This is a genomic window from Paraburkholderia sp. BR10872 (assembly GCF_040965835.1).
Classification (GTDB): domain Bacteria; phylum Pseudomonadota; class Gammaproteobacteria; order Burkholderiales; family Burkholderiaceae; genus Paraburkholderia; species Paraburkholderia nodosa_A.
On the sequence record NZ_JBFRCN010000076.1, the window covers coordinates 1 to 16578 of the forward strand.

The 16578-nt window shown below is 65.5% G+C and carries 15 protein-coding genes and 1 pseudogene; 3 read left to right on the forward strand and 13 right to left on the reverse strand.

The features are described from left to right. A partial coding sequence (locus AB4Y43_RS36580; RefSeq protein WP_368730028.1) for an IS3 family transposase occupies window positions 1-85 on the forward strand: 85 nt, incomplete at its 5' end. Window positions 86-179: 94 nt separating this feature from the next. On the opposite strand, the gene AB4Y43_RS36585 is transcribed toward AB4Y43_RS36580, so the two are convergent. Further along, a complete protein-coding gene (locus tag AB4Y43_RS36585; RefSeq protein ID WP_342947520.1) occupies window positions 180-959 on the reverse strand; it encodes an alpha/beta hydrolase in 780 nt (259 codons plus the stop codon). 344 nt (window positions 960-1303) lie between these two features. On the opposite strand from AB4Y43_RS36585, the gene AB4Y43_RS36590 reads away from it, so the two are divergent. After that, window positions 1304-1657: a DUF4148 domain-containing protein gene (locus tag AB4Y43_RS36590; RefSeq protein WP_368730010.1), complete on the forward strand. Its 354-nt coding sequence runs from the start codon at window positions 1304-1306 to the stop codon at window positions 1655-1657. A gap of 30 nt (window positions 1658-1687) precedes the next feature. On the opposite strand, the gene AB4Y43_RS36595 is transcribed toward AB4Y43_RS36590, so the two are convergent. From AB4Y43_RS36595 to AB4Y43_RS36620, 6 genes are all read right to left on the reverse strand, one after another. Beyond that, entirely contained in the window at window positions 1688-3271 is a 1584-nt protein-coding gene (locus tag AB4Y43_RS36595) for a TolC family protein (RefSeq protein ID WP_368730011.1), read from the reverse strand. After that, the gene (locus AB4Y43_RS36600) at window positions 3258-5294 is read right to left on the reverse strand and encodes an FUSC family protein (RefSeq protein WP_368730012.1); all 2037 of its coding nucleotides are present in this window, start codon (window positions 5292-5294) and stop codon (window positions 3258-3260) included. The genes AB4Y43_RS36595 and AB4Y43_RS36600 overlap by 14 nt, the downstream gene beginning before the upstream one ends. Then, entirely contained in the window at window positions 5275-6327 is a 1053-nt protein-coding gene (mdtN, locus tag AB4Y43_RS36605; protein WP_342947523.1) for a multidrug transporter subunit MdtN, read from the reverse strand. Before mdtN ends, AB4Y43_RS36600 begins: the two co-directional genes overlap by 20 nt. Before the next feature lies 1 nt (window position 6328). Next, entirely contained in the window at window positions 6329-6616 is a 288-nt protein-coding gene (locus tag AB4Y43_RS36610) for a hypothetical protein (RefSeq protein WP_069269323.1), read from the reverse strand. Between the two features lie 161 nt (window positions 6617-6777). Then, the gene (locus AB4Y43_RS36615; RefSeq protein ID WP_342947525.1) at window positions 6778-8184 is read right to left on the reverse strand and encodes a heavy metal sensor histidine kinase; all 1407 of its coding nucleotides are present in this window, start codon (window positions 8182-8184) and stop codon (window positions 6778-6780) included. After that, window positions 8181-8858 (reverse strand): heavy metal response regulator transcription factor, encoded by a 678-nt coding sequence (locus AB4Y43_RS36620; RefSeq protein ID WP_368605285.1) that lies wholly within the window; start codon window positions 8856-8858, stop codon window positions 8181-8183. Before AB4Y43_RS36620 ends, AB4Y43_RS36615 begins: the two co-directional genes overlap by 4 nt. A gap of 319 nt (window positions 8859-9177) precedes the next feature. On the opposite strand from AB4Y43_RS36620, the gene AB4Y43_RS36625 reads away from it, so the two are divergent. Then, the gene (locus tag AB4Y43_RS36625; RefSeq protein ID WP_368730013.1) at window positions 9178-10893 is read left to right on the forward strand and encodes an alpha-keto acid decarboxylase family protein; all 1716 of its coding nucleotides are present in this window, start codon (window positions 9178-9180) and stop codon (window positions 10891-10893) included. Window positions 10894-10973: 80 nt separating this feature from the next. Here the strand turns inward: AB4Y43_RS36625 and denD are convergent, their stop codons facing one another. The 6 genes and pseudogenes from denD to AB4Y43_RS36655 all read right to left on the reverse strand — a co-directional run bounded on the left by denD (window position 10974) and on the right by AB4Y43_RS36655 (window position 16491). Further along, window positions 10974-11963, reverse strand: coding sequence for a D-erythronate dehydrogenase (gene denD, locus AB4Y43_RS36630; RefSeq protein WP_368730014.1), 990 nt, complete (start codon window positions 11961-11963; stop codon window positions 10974-10976). Window positions 11964-12014: 51 nt separating this feature from the next. Next, complete coding sequence (gene otnI, locus AB4Y43_RS36635) at window positions 12015-12803, reverse strand: 2-oxo-tetronate isomerase (RefSeq protein ID WP_368619936.1); 789 nt, start codon at window positions 12801-12803, stop codon at window positions 12015-12017. A 28-nt stretch (window positions 12804-12831) separates the two neighbouring features. After that, window positions 12832-13488 carry an aldolase gene (locus AB4Y43_RS36640; RefSeq protein WP_368730015.1) on the reverse strand — a complete coding sequence of 219 codons (657 nt, stop codon included), beginning with the start codon at window positions 13486-13488 and terminating at the stop codon, window positions 12832-12834. Next, a pseudogene (gene otnK, locus AB4Y43_RS36645) lies at window positions 13485-14807 on the reverse strand (3-oxo-tetronate kinase). Before otnK ends, AB4Y43_RS36640 begins: the two are co-directional and overlap by 4 nt. A 19-nt stretch (window positions 14808-14826) precedes the next feature. Next, the gene (gene ltnD / locus AB4Y43_RS36650; RefSeq protein ID WP_368730016.1) at window positions 14827-15717 is read right to left on the reverse strand and encodes an L-threonate dehydrogenase; all 891 of its coding nucleotides are present in this window, start codon (window positions 15715-15717) and stop codon (window positions 14827-14829) included. Between the two features lie 69 nt (window positions 15718-15786). Next, window positions 15787-16491, reverse strand: coding sequence for a FadR/GntR family transcriptional regulator (locus AB4Y43_RS36655; protein ID WP_069269315.1), 705 nt, complete (start codon window positions 16489-16491; stop codon window positions 15787-15789). Window positions 16492-16578 lie beyond the last annotated feature (87 nt).

Consider the following 16578-nt stretch of genomic DNA (forward strand, 5'->3'; position numbering starts at 1 on the left):
CTGGTACAACGAGAAACGGATCAAGATCTCGCTTGGCGCACTCAGTCCGATTGAATACCGGGAGAGCCTCGGGCTGACGACATAAACCCGTCCAAGAATTCCGCCGCACCCCCTTCTGGCTCATTAGATGGAATGGTCGCCTCCCGCCTTAACGGGCCGTCCGGCGCGCGCACGCCGACTCACTGCCCCTGTTGTTGAGCCGCCTGTTCGATCAACGCGGCCACTTCCTTCGGATGCGACTCATAAACCGAATGGCTGGCGCCATCGATTTCCACCGTCTGTGCATGAGCGCGCTTCGCGTACATGCGTTCGAGGTCCGGGTTGATGATCCTGTCCGCCTTCGCAACCAGGTAGAACGTAGGCTTGATCTTCCATGCCGGATCCGGGATTTCCGACGCGAATACACCTGCCGCGGTCGGCATTTGCTCATGCGCCTCGAATTCAGCCTGCGCAATCGGAAGATCGGCTGCGAAATCGCGCGGATAGTCGGCGGGATTCAGGTACAGATAGTCGTCGGCTGTCTTCACGATGTCCTCATGGGGCGTCGCATTCGGATAACGCTTGCCATTCGAGACTTCAGTCTCGCCGACATCGAGCGCATGCGCGGCAATGTAGACGAGCGACTTCACATGTTCGTCGTTGCCCGCCTCCGTGATGATCGCGCCGCCGTAGCTATGGCCGACGAGCACGCACGGTCCATCCAGGCTATCGATGACGCGCTTCGTCGCCGTCACGTCGTCCTTGAATGACGTCAGCGGCTCTTGCACGAGCGTCACGTTGTAGCCGTCCTTCGTGAGAATGTCGTACACCGGACGCCATCCGGCGCCACCCACAAACGCGCCATGCACGAGGACGACGTTCTTGATGGGCGCGGCCTGCGCTGTCGTCGCGGCACCGGCAACCAGGCAAAGCGCCGCTGCAGCATGAGCAACGGCAGAACGGAAGGAAGGGAAAGACATGGCAGCTCCTTGGAATGACGCGGTGTGAACGAATCGATTGACAACACGGCCAGTCTAAAAAGCTGCCTCGAACGAGAGGGTTACCCGGTCATTACGAAATAATGACGTGCCCGCGCCGGGCCATCCAATCAAAGGGACGGATGATTCGTTATTTTCTTGTAATCACCGGGTAACCTTGGCGACCGAAGCGCCTACCTACACTGCAACCACGCAGTAACGCCTTGCCCCGCTTAGCCATGTTTCAAGTCGCTCGGTCCTAAGCCTGTCTTCGCGTCTATGCACAGTCGATGCTGCGGCTTTCCTTCCCGACTCATCCGCTCTGCGGATATATAGGAGTATTGATCATGTCCAGGCTTCTTCTCAGCATTCTCGTCGCGGCTTCTGCGGTCGCCGTCCCGGCATATAGCTTCGCGCAGTCCACTCAACCGCTGACCCGCGCCGAAGTGCGTGCGGATCTCGTGCGTGTCGAGCAGGCCGGATACAGCCCGGGCCGCGGCGACGACATCGACTATCCGGCCGACATTCAGGCAGCCGAGGCCAAGATCGCAGCGGCACAATACGCGCAAGCTTCGGTGCAACGCGACATGGGTGGCGTATCGATGGCGGGCAACTCGGCCGCGGGTTCTCGTTCACATACGCCCGCACCGACCACGTGTGTGGGCCCGGCCAGCTTTTGCATGACGTATTTCGGCAGCTGAACCCCGGCGCAGCGTATTTAGTGGCCCTACCTACTGAGACGGCTCGCCTACCATGGACGGCGAGCCGATCTCGCCCGTTGCCAGCGCAAGCGTCGCAGCGGCAGAAAGCGCGGCGCTGTAGCTGTCGGCATACGCGTTCTGCGCGGCGAGCAGCTGATTCTGCGTGAGGAGCGCGTCGGTGATGGTGCCGACGCCGTGCCGGTACGCGGTGAACGCCGCGTCGTAGGTCGTCTGCGCGGCCTCGACCAGTGCCTTCGCGGCGTCGTTCGACGCGAGGCTCGTCGAAAGCCCGTTCTGCGCGGCAACGATCTGCCGGACGGCTTCTTGCCTCGTATGGGTCAACTGCGCGGACGCACTGTCCGCATCGTTGCGCGCCTGCATCAGCACGGCGGAGCGCAAGCCGCCGTCGTATAGCGGAATCGTCACGCCGAGGAATATGCTGCCGCTGCGGCGGCTGCCGTTCAGGTTCACCGTCGCCGCCTGATCGCCGACCGGGGGAATCGCCGTGATCGACGTCGTGCCGGTGCCGTACGCGGCCGCGGCGGAGAGAAATATCCTCGGCATGAAGGCGGATTCGGCCGCGCGGATCTTCGCCTGGTTGGCCTGTTCCAGCGCATAGGCGCCCTGCACGTCCGGCCGCCGCGCAATCGCATCGGTCACGATTTCATCGACGCTCTGGTGCAGCGCCGGCGTGAGCATACGCGCCGGCAATGGGGCGATCAGCGGTTTCGACAACGGCGAGATGCCGAGCGCCGAGACGAGGCTCAGATAGCTGTCACTCAACGCGCCGTCCGCCTGCACCTTCAGGAGATTGGCCTGGGCGCGGTTCTGCGTGGCCTGTGCAACCTCGACGACTGTGCCCACGCCCTGCTTTCGCCGTGCGCGCGCGGCGCTGAGAATGCCGTCCGCGTTGTCGAGCGCCTGCTGCGCGGTATGCTCCCGCGCGCTCGCGGCTGCGTACGCGTAGTACGCGATGCTCACGTCGTGGATCACGTGCTGGTGAACGGACGTGAAGGCGACGTTCGCCGCCACGGAAAGCTGTTTGGCCGCATCGACGCGCGCACGACGGCCGCCGAAGTCGAATAGTAGCCATTGCAGCGAGAGTACCGAAACCGTGCCGTGAATATTCGAGTTGGTCGATGTGGTGCCGAGCAGCGGCGTCGATGCGGCGCCGCTCGCCGCCTGGTATCCGCCCATGGCGGTCGCGGTGAGCTGCGGCAAGTAGGTGGTCTTCGCGATGCCCGCCGCGAGCGCCGCATTGCGCGCGTCGTTCCAGGCGATGCGCGTGAGCGGGTTCGTCGACTCCGCTAGATCGATCAGCTCGGGCAGCGTGTACGCGTGGTTCGCATCGAGCGCCGCCGCGGGTTCGATCGAAGCGAGCGCGGCGCTGCGCGGCAACGTGTAGCCCGCCTGCGTCGCCTCGCTGGCGCTGCGCGGCGGCCCGGGCACGATGTTGCCGCCGGCGTCCGTCTGCGGCTGCCAGGGGCGGTCCGGCGCCGCAGGTGCAAGATCGATCGACGACGTCGCACAACCCTCGAGTCCCGATATAGCCAATGCGGCAGCCAGCGTGGCGGCCAATACGATGAGCCGGGGCGTCGGTTCAAGGGCGCGCATCGGTCGTCGTCTCCGTGGCCGAAGCTGGGCGCGTGATCTCGGCGATCTGTCCGAACCGCCTGGCGATGACGCTTTGGAGCGCATCGAGTGCGGGGTCGGCCGTGCGGTCCTCCGTGGCCCCGATGTCTCGCGTCTGCATGTCGGCGGCATGCTGTGCGGCTTGCCCGTGCGTGTCGTCGCCGGCAGCGAGGCGCTCGGCGATCTCACCCAGCCGCGACGCGCCCGCGCGCCCTGCCGCCAGGACCAGCGGCGCCTCCAGCGCCTCGATTTCCGCAAGCGCACGCCGCCGGCTCGCCACCCACTCCGGCTCGGGACGCACCCACGAAGGCTCGTAATGGATCAGCCCGATATCCTGGCGCAGTCCGCCGTACTGGGCGAGCGCGCCTGCCGCGAGCGCGCTGCGCGTGCGGGCGTCCGCCGCACGCGCGATGCGGCTCCATTGCGCCACGAGCGCCTTGAACGTCGCGTCGATCCGGCTGGCGATGCTCACCGGCCAGACGCGCGTGAAGACCAGATAGATCACGACGTTGCCGATCAGGATGCCGATCACGCGGTCGCGCGCGAGCGTCAGGTCGAACGCGGGCGCCGCGCCCTGGATCACGCACAGGAAGAAGGCGAACGCGATCTGCATGCCCGCGTAGGCGATCCGGGCGGAACCCATCGCCACCCACGCGGCCAGCCAGGCGCCCGCGAACACCAGCGCCATCAGTTCGCCCACCGAGGTCAAACGCGGCGTGACGAACACGATCGCCGCCGTGCCGAGCAACGCGCCGACGAGACAGCCCGCAATGCGCAAGGTCAGCTTCTCGACGGTTTCGGCCGTGGTGCTGAGCGACACCATATAGCAGGTGATGAAGCACGTATGAATGCCCTGCCAGTCGAGTTGCTGGTACAGCACGTAGCAGAACATCGCCGCCGCGGTAGTCTTCAGCGCGTAACGGACGTGATCGGGGTTCGAGAAGGCATCGGCGTCGAAAAAGCCGCTGCGTGCAGGAGGCTCGGCGGTTTTTTCGGGAGCCGGAACAGGCGCGGCGGCGCCTTCCGCAGGCGGCACCGCGAAGCCCTCCAGCGCAGCGCGCAGGTCGGCAAGCACGAGCGCCGGTAGCGCGGCTCCCTCGGGCAGCTGCGGCATATCGAGCTTGACATCCACGGGATAGCCGCCCGCCTCCAGCATCGCGGCCATCTGCGTCATCGTTGCGGCAAGCTGTGCCGCACACGCGTCGGCCAGGCGCGCGCCGGACTCGCTCGCCGCAAAATCCGTCGCGACCAGGATCGCCGTGGTGGACGCCGCCGCCTGGCGCAGCGCCGCGCCGTCGGCCGGCGTCAACGTGCCTTCGAGCGTCGAGAGCTTCAGCCACGTGAGGATCTGGTGATCGCCCTCGCGCATGCACGCTTCGAACGCGGCGCGCTCCTCGTCGCTCGCCGTGACCGTGAGGCGGTGCGCAGCGAGCCTCAGGCGCCGCGCAAGCTGCGCGGTAGCCAGCCGGCGCGGCGACGGTGCGATCACGAGGTTCACGACGATCGCCACGCCGATCGGAATCGCAACCATCAGCCATGCGTACATCAGGCCACGCGTCGCCGCTTCGCCAAGCGGCGCGAGGCCGAGTTCGTCGAGCCCGAAGCCGACGATCATCGCCAGGATCGCGCCGATCGGACGAAGCTTGCTTGCCGACGTGGCGAATAGCAGTCCGAACGACAGGAGCGCCATGCTCGCCACGCGCAGCGGCGGCTGGTCGATCGTGAGGATCGCGAAGATCATTACGATCCCGATGATCACGGTCACGAGCAGCATCAAGGCGAACGACATGACCACGCTCGTCATGCGGTCGGGCCGGTTCAGGAAGAACACGATATAGACGGCAGTCGCGGCACCGGGCGTGCCGTAGCCGACCGTCACGAGCGCCGTGAGCGCGCAGATCAGCGCGATGCGTGTAACGATCGCGGCGCGCCCCGGAAACGGCGCGAGCAGCCGGGCGATTTCCCGCGGACCGGGCCGCCTGATGTCACCGGCAAGACTGGCCATGCCGGACCTCGACGATCGCACTGGCGCCGATGCGCACCAGTCTGTTGACCGGCGCGTCGATGCGCACGCGAACCGGGAAGCGTTGCGCCACGCGCACCCAGTTCACCGACTGCTGCACGTAAGGCAGGCTGCGCGGCAGGTTCACGCGGTCCGTGTCCATGATGCCCGCGCCGATGCCGATCACCTTGCCGCTCATCGGCTGTCTGCGGTCGATCATCGAGTACACGGTGGCGCAATCGCCCACCTCGATGGCGCCGAGCGCCGTCTCGCGGAAGTTCGCCACGGCAAACCATTCGCCCGAGTGAACCAGCGTGAAGATGGACTGGTTCGGCGCGACGGTCTCGCCCGCGAGGATCGTCAGTCCCGTCACGTAGCCGTCGAACGGCGCGCGTACGACCGTATCGTCGAGGCCGCGCTGCGCGATCGCCAGCGCGGCCTCGCGCGCATGCAGCGCCGCGATCGCGTCGGTGTCGTCGCCTATCGTCTGCGCAGAGGAACGCTGCTGCACCTTCGCCTGCGCGAGCGAGACGCTCGCGTCGCGCTGCGCCACGACCGCCTGGTCGAGTTGCTGCGCGGACACATAACCTTGCGCCTCGAGCGGCCGCAGGCGCTCGACGCTGCGCGTCGCGAGGTCGTAGTTGTGCGTCGCACGACGAGTCTGGTCGGCCGCGATCGTCGCGTTCGACGTCTCGCCGATCAGCGTGCGGCGGCGCGTGGCGAGCGAGGCGCGCGCCAGCTCGACTTCGGCCTGCGCCTGCGCGACCGCGAGCCGGTACGGCACCGGATCGATTTCGAACAGCACGTCGCCTTTGGCGACATGCTGGTTCTCCTCCACGGGAACACGTATGATGCGGCCGCCCACCGGGGACGCGACGTGAACGACGTCAGCGTCGATGGACGCGTCGTCGGTGGACGGATAGCGCGACGAGCGGTCGTACGCGTACCAAAGCGCCGCGGCGCCGAGCAGCACGATCACGACGGCGATCGCGCGGCCCTTCCATGCATGTCGAGGATTCTGGCCGGCCATTTTCATGTCAGAGCTGCCCCGTTCCCCACAGCCAGACGAGCACCCCGGCGACGATGCCGATCGCGGTGCAGACGGAAAGCTGGTACGGCACCACGCGAATCCAGCCAGTCGAGATGAACACGCGATGCGCGACGAGCGCGCCCACGATGCCGATCATGGCGCTCACGAGCCAGTACGGAAAGTACGCACCGAAGAGCGACCAGGACGGCGCACCGCGGGCCACGCAACCCGCAAGCGGCATGAAAGCCACGAATGAACAAACGAGAGCGAGTCTGGGCCATGTACGTTGTTTCATCGTTTCTTCTACGCTTCATGACTGGGCTTCATGACTGGAATAGATGCTGAATTCCACTCGTACCGGCAACCCACGCGCGCATCGATGAGTTGCGTCCCGCATTCCCCAATTCACGGCAGCCCATCATAGCGCGGTTTGTCGCACCGCCGCCCCTGGGGCGCCTACTGGCTGCGCCGCTCGCGCTGCCGCGGGAACACGAGCGTAAAGCGCGTCACGCCGTTGCTGCTGGATGCTTGCCACGTGCCGCCGTGCAGCAACATGATGCTGCGCACGATCGAAAGCCCTAGCCCGCTGGACTCCGACGAGCGGTGCCGTGACGGATCGGCCCGATAGAAGCGGTCGAAGATCCGTTCGAGATGATGCGGCTCGATCGTCGGTCCGCGGTTTTCGACATGGAGCGTCGTGGCCTCCGGTCCTTGCTGCGCCACGGTCGAGATGGCCGTACCCGGCTCCGCATACCGCAAGGCATTCGCAAGCAGATTGCCCAGCGCACGGCGCAGCAGATCCGGATCCGCGCATACGTGGCCTTCGCCGCGCCATTCGAGGCTCACGTTGCGGTCCTCCGCGAGGCCTTCGAAGTACTCCTGCATGCGCTCGAATTCCACCGCGAGCGGCACGTCCTTGCGCTCGATGGCGTTATCGGCCTGCTCGGTGCGCGCGAGGAACAGCATGTTGTCGATCATCTTCGACAGGCGTTGCAGCTCCTCGTAATTCGAACCGAGTAGCCGTTGGTAATACGCGATGTCGCGCGTCTGGCTCAAGCCGACTTCGGTCTGCCCGAGCAGATTGCCGATGGGCGTGCGCAGGTCGTGCGCCATGTCGGCCGATACCTGTTTCAACTGGGTGAACCCGCGCTCGAGCCGGTCGAGCATGCCGTTGAATGCGGCGATCAGTGCGTCGAGTTCGGGCGGCGTGGCGCGTTGCTCGATGCGCGTCGAAAGCGTGCTGACGCCGATCGCCCCGGTTTGCGCCGCGAGAACACGCAACGGCTGCATGTTGCGGCGCGCGAGGACGAACGCGAGCAACGCGACGATAGTTGCGCCAGCGGAGGCGAATAGCAGTATCTGGTTCCGATATGCCCGCAGCAATTGCGTACGCTCGGTCAGCAAGCGGCCGGAGATGATCTGCAGGTCCTGTTTCCCGGCTACGTCGTGCGCCGCAGCGGCGACGTAGATGAACGGCGTCCCATCGGCCGCAACCGTATGCTGCACGGCGCCGAGTGTGAGCGGCATGTCGACCGGCACCGGCTTCATGTCCGGCACCGCCCTGTGACCGGGATTCACCGCAATGAGCGGCGCTTCACCCGGAAAGCCCACGATCAGCAGCGATTCCGTATTGCCGAGCATGTTCGCGAAAAGATGGGGCTTGTCGCGTATCAGCTCGCGCACGTCGACATCGTTCATCAGCGTGCGAAGCTGGTCCACACGCGTCACCAGCGCCGCGTCGTCGCGCACGATCAACTGCCGCTCCAACCCGCGATACAGCAAGGTGCCGAGCAACGCCATCGCGGTAAAAACGATGAGCGCGTATAACACCGCAAGGCGCGTGGTGAGCGAAAGCCGCTTCATGCTTCGTACTCGAAACGGTATCCCACGCCGTGAATCGTATGAATCAGACGAATCGGGAACGGGTCGTCGATCTTCTGCCGCAGCCGGCGCACCGCCACATCGACCACGTTGCTGTCGCTGTCGAAGTTCATGTCCCAGACGCGCGAAGCGATCAGGGCGCGCGATAGTACCTGACCTTGATGCTCCAGAAAGAACGCCAACAGGTTGAATTCCTTGTTGGTGAGCGTGAGGCGCGCGCCGCCCCGGTCGACTCGCCGCTTCGGCACATCGACCCGCAGATCCCCGACTTCGAAGACCTGCTCCTCCTGCTTTTGTGGCTGGCCGCGCCGCAGTATGATGCGGATACGCGCCAGCAACTCGGCAAACGAGAAAGGCTTGACGAGATAGTCGTCGGCGCCGAGATCGAGGCCCTTGAGCCGGTCTTCCAGCGTGCCGCGTGCGCTCAGGAATAACACTGGAGTCTTGATGCGGGCACCGAGCTTCTTCATGACGGTCCAGCCGTCCATCTCCGGCATCATCACGTCGAGCAGGATCAGGTCGTAAGCCATCTCCTGTGCGAGGTGCAGCCCGTCGATGCCGTTCGTGGCCACGTCCACCACGTAGCCGGCTTCCGTCAAGCCGTTCTGGATGTACTCGCTGGTCTTGGCTTCGTCTTCGATGACGAGAATTTTCATGGCGTCGATCCCTGCACTCTCATGCGCGTGTCACTGATTCTGTGCTCGTTTTGCGCCCCTATGCCAGCCAGGCGTGATAGCAGTCTAGGCAGTGCGTTCCAACAGGGCCGTTACTCAATCATTACAGAGAAATGACGAAGTGCAGCGTGTTCTCTCCCTGATATTTTTTTGTAATGGCCCGGTCACGCTGCTGTTTTTGCCCAGTGCCTAGACTGCGAATCCGTTGTACCGCAGACCGACTTGCGCGGCACCGTTTCCGCGGAGTGCGATGGATCACCGGTACCGTACATTCCTCCAATGACCCACTAAGGAGTCCTCCATGGAAGCCACGCAGAACACGGCAAAACTCACCCAACGCATGACGATTGGCGACTTCCTGTTGCGCCGCCTCGAGGAAGCCGGCATTCGTCATTTGTTTGGCGTCCCTGGCGACTACAATCTCGCGCTGTTGCAGCAACTCCACGATACCGGTGCGCTGGAATGGGTCGGCACCACGGGCGAGTTGACCTCCTCTTATGCCGCGGACGGTTATGCGCGGCTCAACGGCCTGGGCGCGCTGCTCGTCACGAACGGGGTCGGCGCGTTGAGCGCACTGAACGGCGTGGCCGGCGCCTACGCCGAGCACGTCCCCGTCATCTGCATCAGCGGTTCGATCCCGCTGCGCTCCATCGATCGCGGCCTCGGCATGCATCACACCATGGCCGACGGCAACTTCGACCACTTCCTGCGCGCCTATGCGCCGGTGACGGTCGCCCAGGCGAGGATCACGCCGCGCAACGCCGTCGTGGAGATCGACCGGCTGATCCTCACCGCCTGGCGGGAAAAGCTCCCGGTTTATATGGAGCTGCCTTCCGACATCGCCTACCTCGAGATCGAGGTGCCGGCCGCGCCGCTCGTTCTTGCCCACGTTCCGAGCGATCCGGAACGGTTGCAAACGTGCATCGCCGCGCTCGCCCAACAGTTTTCCGCAGCAACGGCACCGGCGATCCTCGTGGATACGGACGCCGACCGGTTCGGCGTCGCCCCCGAACTCGTGGCGCTCGCGGAAAAGCTGCAGGCCCCGGTCGCGGTGATCAACGCCGCCAAGGGCGTGATCGACGAATCGCACCCGCAGTATGTCGGCATCTACGCCGGCAACGGCAGCGAGCCTGGGGTACAGGAGACGATCGAGAGCAGCGACTGCCTGCTCGCCGTGGGCTACCGGCCGATCGAAGTGACCACGGGCGATTTCTCGGCAACGCTTCCGGCCCGCACGATCCACGCGCGTGCGCACGCCATTGACATCGGCGAAGACAACTATCAGGCGGTGACGCTCAAGGAGGTGCTACGGGGCGTAATCGATGCCATCCCGCAGGTTGCGACGCGCGTGCAAGGCCCGGTCGACGCGCCGGCCGCCCGCATGCACGTCGAGGCTGCCGCGAAGCTGACGCAAGCCGCCTACTGGCAGGCTGTCCAGGATTATCTGCGACCCGGCGACGTCCTGTATGTCGACAACGGTACGTCGTTTTCCCTGCTCGGCCTGAAGTTGCCGCCGGGCTGCACATTCATCGGATCGATCAACTGGGGATCGATTGGCTACTCGGTCGGCGCCCTGCTCGGCGCGCTGACTGCGGCGCCCGAACGCCGCCACGTGTTGCTCATCGGCGATGGTTCGTTCCAGGTCACGGCGCAGGAGTTGTCGACCATTCTGCACCACGACCACAAGCCGGCAATCCTGCTGATCAACAATGGCGGCTACACCATCGAACGCGGCTACCTCGGCAAGACCGAGCCCTACAACGACATCGCGAACTGGGCCTACGCGGAGCTGCCGAAAGTGCTCCATCCGGGCGCCGCCGTGCAGTCGTTCGTGGCCAGGACCTGCGGGGATCTGCAAAACGCCCTCGCCGCGCCGAACGACAGACTGGTTTTCGTCGAATCGATCATGGACGCCTGCGATGCACCCGCGCCGATCACGCGCAGCAGCAATCTGGGCGCCGAACTCGACTACGGTCCGCGCGGCCCGCAGCACCGCGAAGGTCTCCAGCTGCGGTAAAACGAGAACGCCGCCTCGCAAAGACTCAGGTCTGCGATGGCGGCGCGTGTTGTTTCTCGCGCAAGAAGCCGGGCAGGCAATCAATGCTGCGCAATCTTCCCGCCGAGTTCATCGTCGACGAACGCGCGCACGATATCCTTGAACGACGCGTCGCCTTGCAGGCCAAGCTGGGTCGCGCGTGCAATGTCCCACTGCGCGGGCCAGCTGCCGACGATCTTCTCCACACGCTCATCCGCCTTCCATTCGATCCGTGCCGCGACGGCATCGCCCGCCACGTCGCGCAGCGCGACGATCATCTCGTCGACCGTCACCGAGACGCCCGGCAGATTCACCGTGCGCCGGTTGCCGAGCGCGGCGCCGTCGACCTCGCATCCGGCAATGAGGCATTCGATGGCCTTGCGCGGCGAGAGCAGCCACAGCCGCGTCGAACCGCTCACCGGGCACACCGTCGGCTCACCGTTGAGCGGCTCGCGAATGATGCCGCTGGCAAACGAGGACGCCGCTGCATTCGGCTTGCCTGGCCGCACGCTGATGGTCGGCAGACGCAGCGCGCGGCCATCGACGAAACCGCGCCGCGAGAAATCGTTGAGCAGCAACTCGGCGACGGCCTTTTGCGCGCCGTACGACGACTGCGGATTCAAGGCGGTGTCGTCGTGGACGACCTCGGGCAGATCGCCGCCATAGACGGCGACCGAACTCGTGAACACGACGCGCGGCCGATGCCCGCGCTCGCGGCACACGTCGAGCAGCAGCCTCGAGGCGTCGAGATTGATCCGCATGCCGAGATCGAAGTCCACTTCCGCCTGGCCGCTGACGATCGCCGCGAGATGAAAAATCGCCGCCGTCTTCTCGTCGATGATGCGTTCAAGCACGCTGCGCTCGGCGATGTCGCCAACTTCCACACGCACGCGTTCGTCAGCCGGTCCCGGCGCCGCGACGACGTCGAGCAGCACCAGTTCGGTGATCGGCTCGCGCTGCCCGTCCGCGCCCTTCAGTTCGCCGCGTGCGAGCAGCTCGCGCGCGAGACGCTGGCCCAGAAATCCCGCACCGCCCGTGATCAGTACTTTCATGTCGCTGTGGTTCCTCCAGTGTGTCCGTCGAATGCGCTCAGGTCTGTGCGCTCAGCTGCGCGCCTTCAGGTACGGCCTGATCCATCCAAGCCCTTCCGATGTGCCGGCGCGCGGCCGATATTCGCAACCGACCCAGCCGTCGTAGCCAAGTGCGTCGATCAGCGAGAACAGATACGGGTAGTTCACTTCGCCAAGATCCGGCTCGTGCCGCTCGGGCACGCCCGCAATCTGGATATGCCCGATGCCCTTGATGTCACGCTTGAGCTTGACGGCGAGATCGCCTTCGACAATCTGGCAGTGGTAGAGATCGAACTGCACTTTCAGGTTCGGCGCACCGACTTCCGCGCAGATCGCCTGCGCGTCGTCTTGCCGGTTCAGAAAGAAGCCGGGAATATCGCGTGTGTTGATCGGCTCGATGACGACGGTAATGCCGTCCGCCTGGGCGGCCTGCGCCGCATAGGCAAGGTTCTTCAGATACACCTCGCGATGCGCGGCGCGCGATTGCTCCGGTTTGATCAACCCGGCCATCACGTGCAGCTTGTCGTTGCCGAGTACACGCGCGTATTCGAGTGCGGTCTCGATACTGCGGCGAAACTCGTCCTCGCGGCCCGGCAGCGACGCGGTCCCGCGCTCGCCCGCCGCCCAGTCACCCGGCGGCGCATTGAACAGCGCTTGAGTGAGGCCGTTGTCGTCAAGACGCTGCTTGATGTCGGCGGCCGGAAACTCATAAGGGAACAGAAACTCCACAGCCTCGAAACCGTCGCGCGCGGCAGCAGCGAAGCGGTCGAGAAACGCGTGTTCGTTGTACATCATCGAAAGATTGGCGGCGAAGCGTGGCATCGAAGCGACTCCTTGAATACGGTAAGCGTTACCAGCGCGCGCCGAACACCGTGCGCAACTCTTCGAGCGCGGTGTCGTCGAGCGGCGCGGGGCGCGGGTTCGTCATCAGCCACAAACGCGCCGTCTCTTCCAGTTCTTCGATCACGTACGAAGCCTGCGAAACGGAACGCTCCCACACGACCGGCCCGAGCCGCTCGAGCAGCACGCCGCGCACGCCATCGGCGAGCGAGGCGATCTGTTGCGCGACTTGCGGATCGCCAGGACGCCGGTAGCGGATCAGCGGAACGTGCCCGACCTTCATGACGTAGTACGGCGTGATGGGCGGCAACACGTCGGCGTCGCTCCAGACGCCCGCGAGCGTCAGCGCGACAAGGTGTGTCGAATGCGTGTGCACGATGCCGCGCGCTTCACGGTTACGCTCGTAGACGCCGCGATGCAGCGCCAGCGTTTTCGACGGCTTGCCGCCCGAAACCGCATTGCCGTCGAGGTCGACCTTCGCGATCTCCGCGGGATCGAGCCGACCCAGGCAGGCATCCGTCGGCGTGATGAGCCAGCCGTCGTCGAGCCCCGCGCTGATGTTGCCCGCGCTGCCGACGGTGTAGCCGCGCTCGTAGAGGCTCGCGCCCGTCACGCAGATTTCTTCGCGGACTTTCGCTTCGCTGCTCGTGTGAATGGCCGCCGTCATTTCGCACCTCCGTCGAGCATATGCAGCGCCTTCGCGAAGAAGTCGACTGCGCCGAAGTTGCCGGACTTGAGCGCGAGCGCAAGCGGTTCGGCCGCGATCGTGGCGGTGGCGGGCACGCCTGGATCGATCTGCTTGCCGATGCGCAGCATGTCGACGCCCAGCGCCTGCACCACCGCGCCCGAGGTCTCGCCGCCCGCGACAACGAACTTGCGTACGCCGAAATCGCGCAGCCCGCGCGCAATCGACGCGAGCGTGCGCTCGACCAGTTCGCCGGCTTGCGCCACACCGAGTTCGCGCTGTGTCGCCTTCACCTCGTCGGGCGATGCCGTCGCGTAGATCAGCACGGGTTGCTGTGCCGCGTGCATGTGCTCGCGCGCGAAGGCCAACGCTTGCTCGACGACGGGCTCGCCGCGCGCCGCCGCAAGCGGGTCGATGCGGAACGCGGGACGCGTTTCGCGCCATGCGGCCACCTGGGCATTCGTCGCCTTCGACGCACTGCCCGCCAGCACCGCCGACGCGCCGTCGATACGCGGCAATTCGCCTGCATCGGCGGCATCGGCGAGCAAACCGGCGCGGCGGAAATTCGCGGGCAACCCGAGCGCGACGCCCTAACCGCCCGTGATCAGCGGCAGGTCCGCGCACGCCTCGCCGAGCGTGTAGAGATCGGCATCCGAGACGGCATCGGCGTTTGCCATGCGCACGCCGTCGGCCCGCAGCGCGCCGATCGAGGCGCGCACGGCTTGCGCGCCTCGCGCCACGGCGTCGTATCTCACGAGACCGACTTTCGAGCGCGTCTGACGTTGCAGCACGCGCACGAGGTTCGCGTCCGTCATCGGCGTAAGCGGATGATGCTCCATGCCCGACTCGTTCAGCAGCACGTCACCAACGAACAGATGCCCGCGATAGATCGTGCGGCCGTTTTCCGGAAACGCGGGACAGGCGATGGTGAACGGCACGTCGCCTTCGATGGTCGACAGCGCGTCGAGCAGCGCGTCGGCCACGGGCCCGATGTTGCCTTGATCAGTCGAATCGAAGGTCGAGCAGTACTTGAAGAAGAACTGGCGGCAACCTTGCGCGCGCAGCCATTCGAGGGCGGCAAGCGACTGCGCCACGGCGTCGGCAGCAGCGATCGTGCGCGACTTCAGCGCGACCACGAGTGCGTCGGCTTCGATGCGCGTGTCGGCGCTGGGCACGCCGATCGTCTGCACGGTGCGCATCCCGCCGCGCACCAGCATGTTCGCGAGATCGGTCGCGCCCGTGAAATCGTCGGCGATGCAGCCGAGCAGCGGCTTTGCGGCAGAGGCGTTCGTGTTTGTCATGTTGTTGCACCCTTCCCGCTCAGCGCTTCGCGGGCACATCGATGCCCGGGAAAATCTTGATCACGGCCGAATCGTCTTCGCCGCCGTGACCTGCCGTCGAGGCCATCATGAACATCTGATGCGCAGCCGCCGACAACGGCAGCGGAAACTTCGAGCGTCGCGCGGTATCGAGCACGAGGCCGAGATCCTTGACGAAGATGTCGACCGCTGACAGCGGCGTGTAGTCGCCGTTGAGAATGTGCGGCACGCGGTTCTCGAACATCCACGAGTTACCGGCGCTGTGCGTGATCACGTCGTAGAGCGCATCGGGATCGACGCCTTCGCGAAGACCGAGCGCCATCGCCTCGGCGGCGGCGGCGATGTGCACACCCGCGAGCAACTGGTTGATGATCTTCACCTTCGAGCCCGCGCCATGCTGCTCGCCCAGCCGGTACACCTTGCCCGCCATCGCGGCGAGCACGTCCTCGCACGCGGCATACGAGGCGGCGGGCCCGGACGTCATCATCGTCATTTCGCCCGATGCCGCGCGCGCCGCGCCGCCCGATACGGGTGCATCGAGCAGTTGCAGGCCGGCCGCTTCCACACGGCGGCCGAGGTCGATCGCGAAGTCGGGCGCAACCGTCGCGCACGCAATCACGACGCCACCCGGCTTCATCGAATGCACCGCACCCTGCTCGCCGAACAGCACCGTTTCCGTTTGCGCGGCATTGACGACGAGCGTGACGACCACGTCGCACCGCGCGCCAAGCTCGGCGGGACTCGCGCAGGCCGTGCCGCCGGCGGCCACGAACTGGTCGAGCACTTCGCGGCGCACGTCGCATGCATGGACATTGAAACCGCCGCGCAGCAGCGAACGCGCGACACCCATGCCCATCGCGCCCAGACCGATCACTCCGACATTTCTCGACATACCTTTTCCTCTACGAACAGGGCTGCAGACAGTGCGCCGCGGATTGCGCGAGCGAATGCATCTGCGAACTCAGCCGATACCGGCTTCGGCCAGACGGCGCGCCGCGTTGTACATGTGGGTTTGCGCGGCATTGCGCGCGGCCATCGGGTCGCCTGCGCGGATCGCGGCGGCGATCGCGGCGTGTTCGTCGCGCACCTGCCGCGAGAAGTCCTCGCGCAGCGCCTCGTTGCGGCGCGTGATGACCGTGCCCGCTTCGAGGTATTGATTGAGAAACGTCAGCGTCTTCAGAAAGTACGGATTGCCCGTCACGCTGGCGATCGCGCGGTGAAACGCGACGTCTTCGGCAACGCCGTCGCGGCCTTCGGCGACGGCCTCATCGATCTTCTTGAGTGCGGCGTCGATCGCCACCATGTCGGCGTCGGTGCGGCGCATGGCGGCTTCCGCCGCGACTTCGGCTTCGATCGCGCGGCGCACCGCAAGGATCTGCAGCACCGAGCCGCCTTCCATCGCTTCCGCGTAGTCGATGCGCAGCGGCCGGATCGCGCCATGCGCGGCCACGTACACGCCGCTGCCCTGACGCGGCTCGACCACGCCTTCGTTCTTCAGACGCGAAATGGCCTCGCGGATCACCGTGCGGCTGACGCCGAACTCCAGGGCGAGCACGGCTTCCGTCGGCAGCTTGCCGCCGCGCGCGAACGTGCCTTTGTCGATCTGTGCGAGCAGCTGTTGCGCGACCGTGTCGCTCAGCGCCCGGTTGGGAATCTTCTCGAACATATCAGCAGATTTGCCATGTCATAGGGTCATCATACAAATTTTAGGACATGGGTCTGCACTGGGGAGAACCCTTAAAGCTAACCCCGG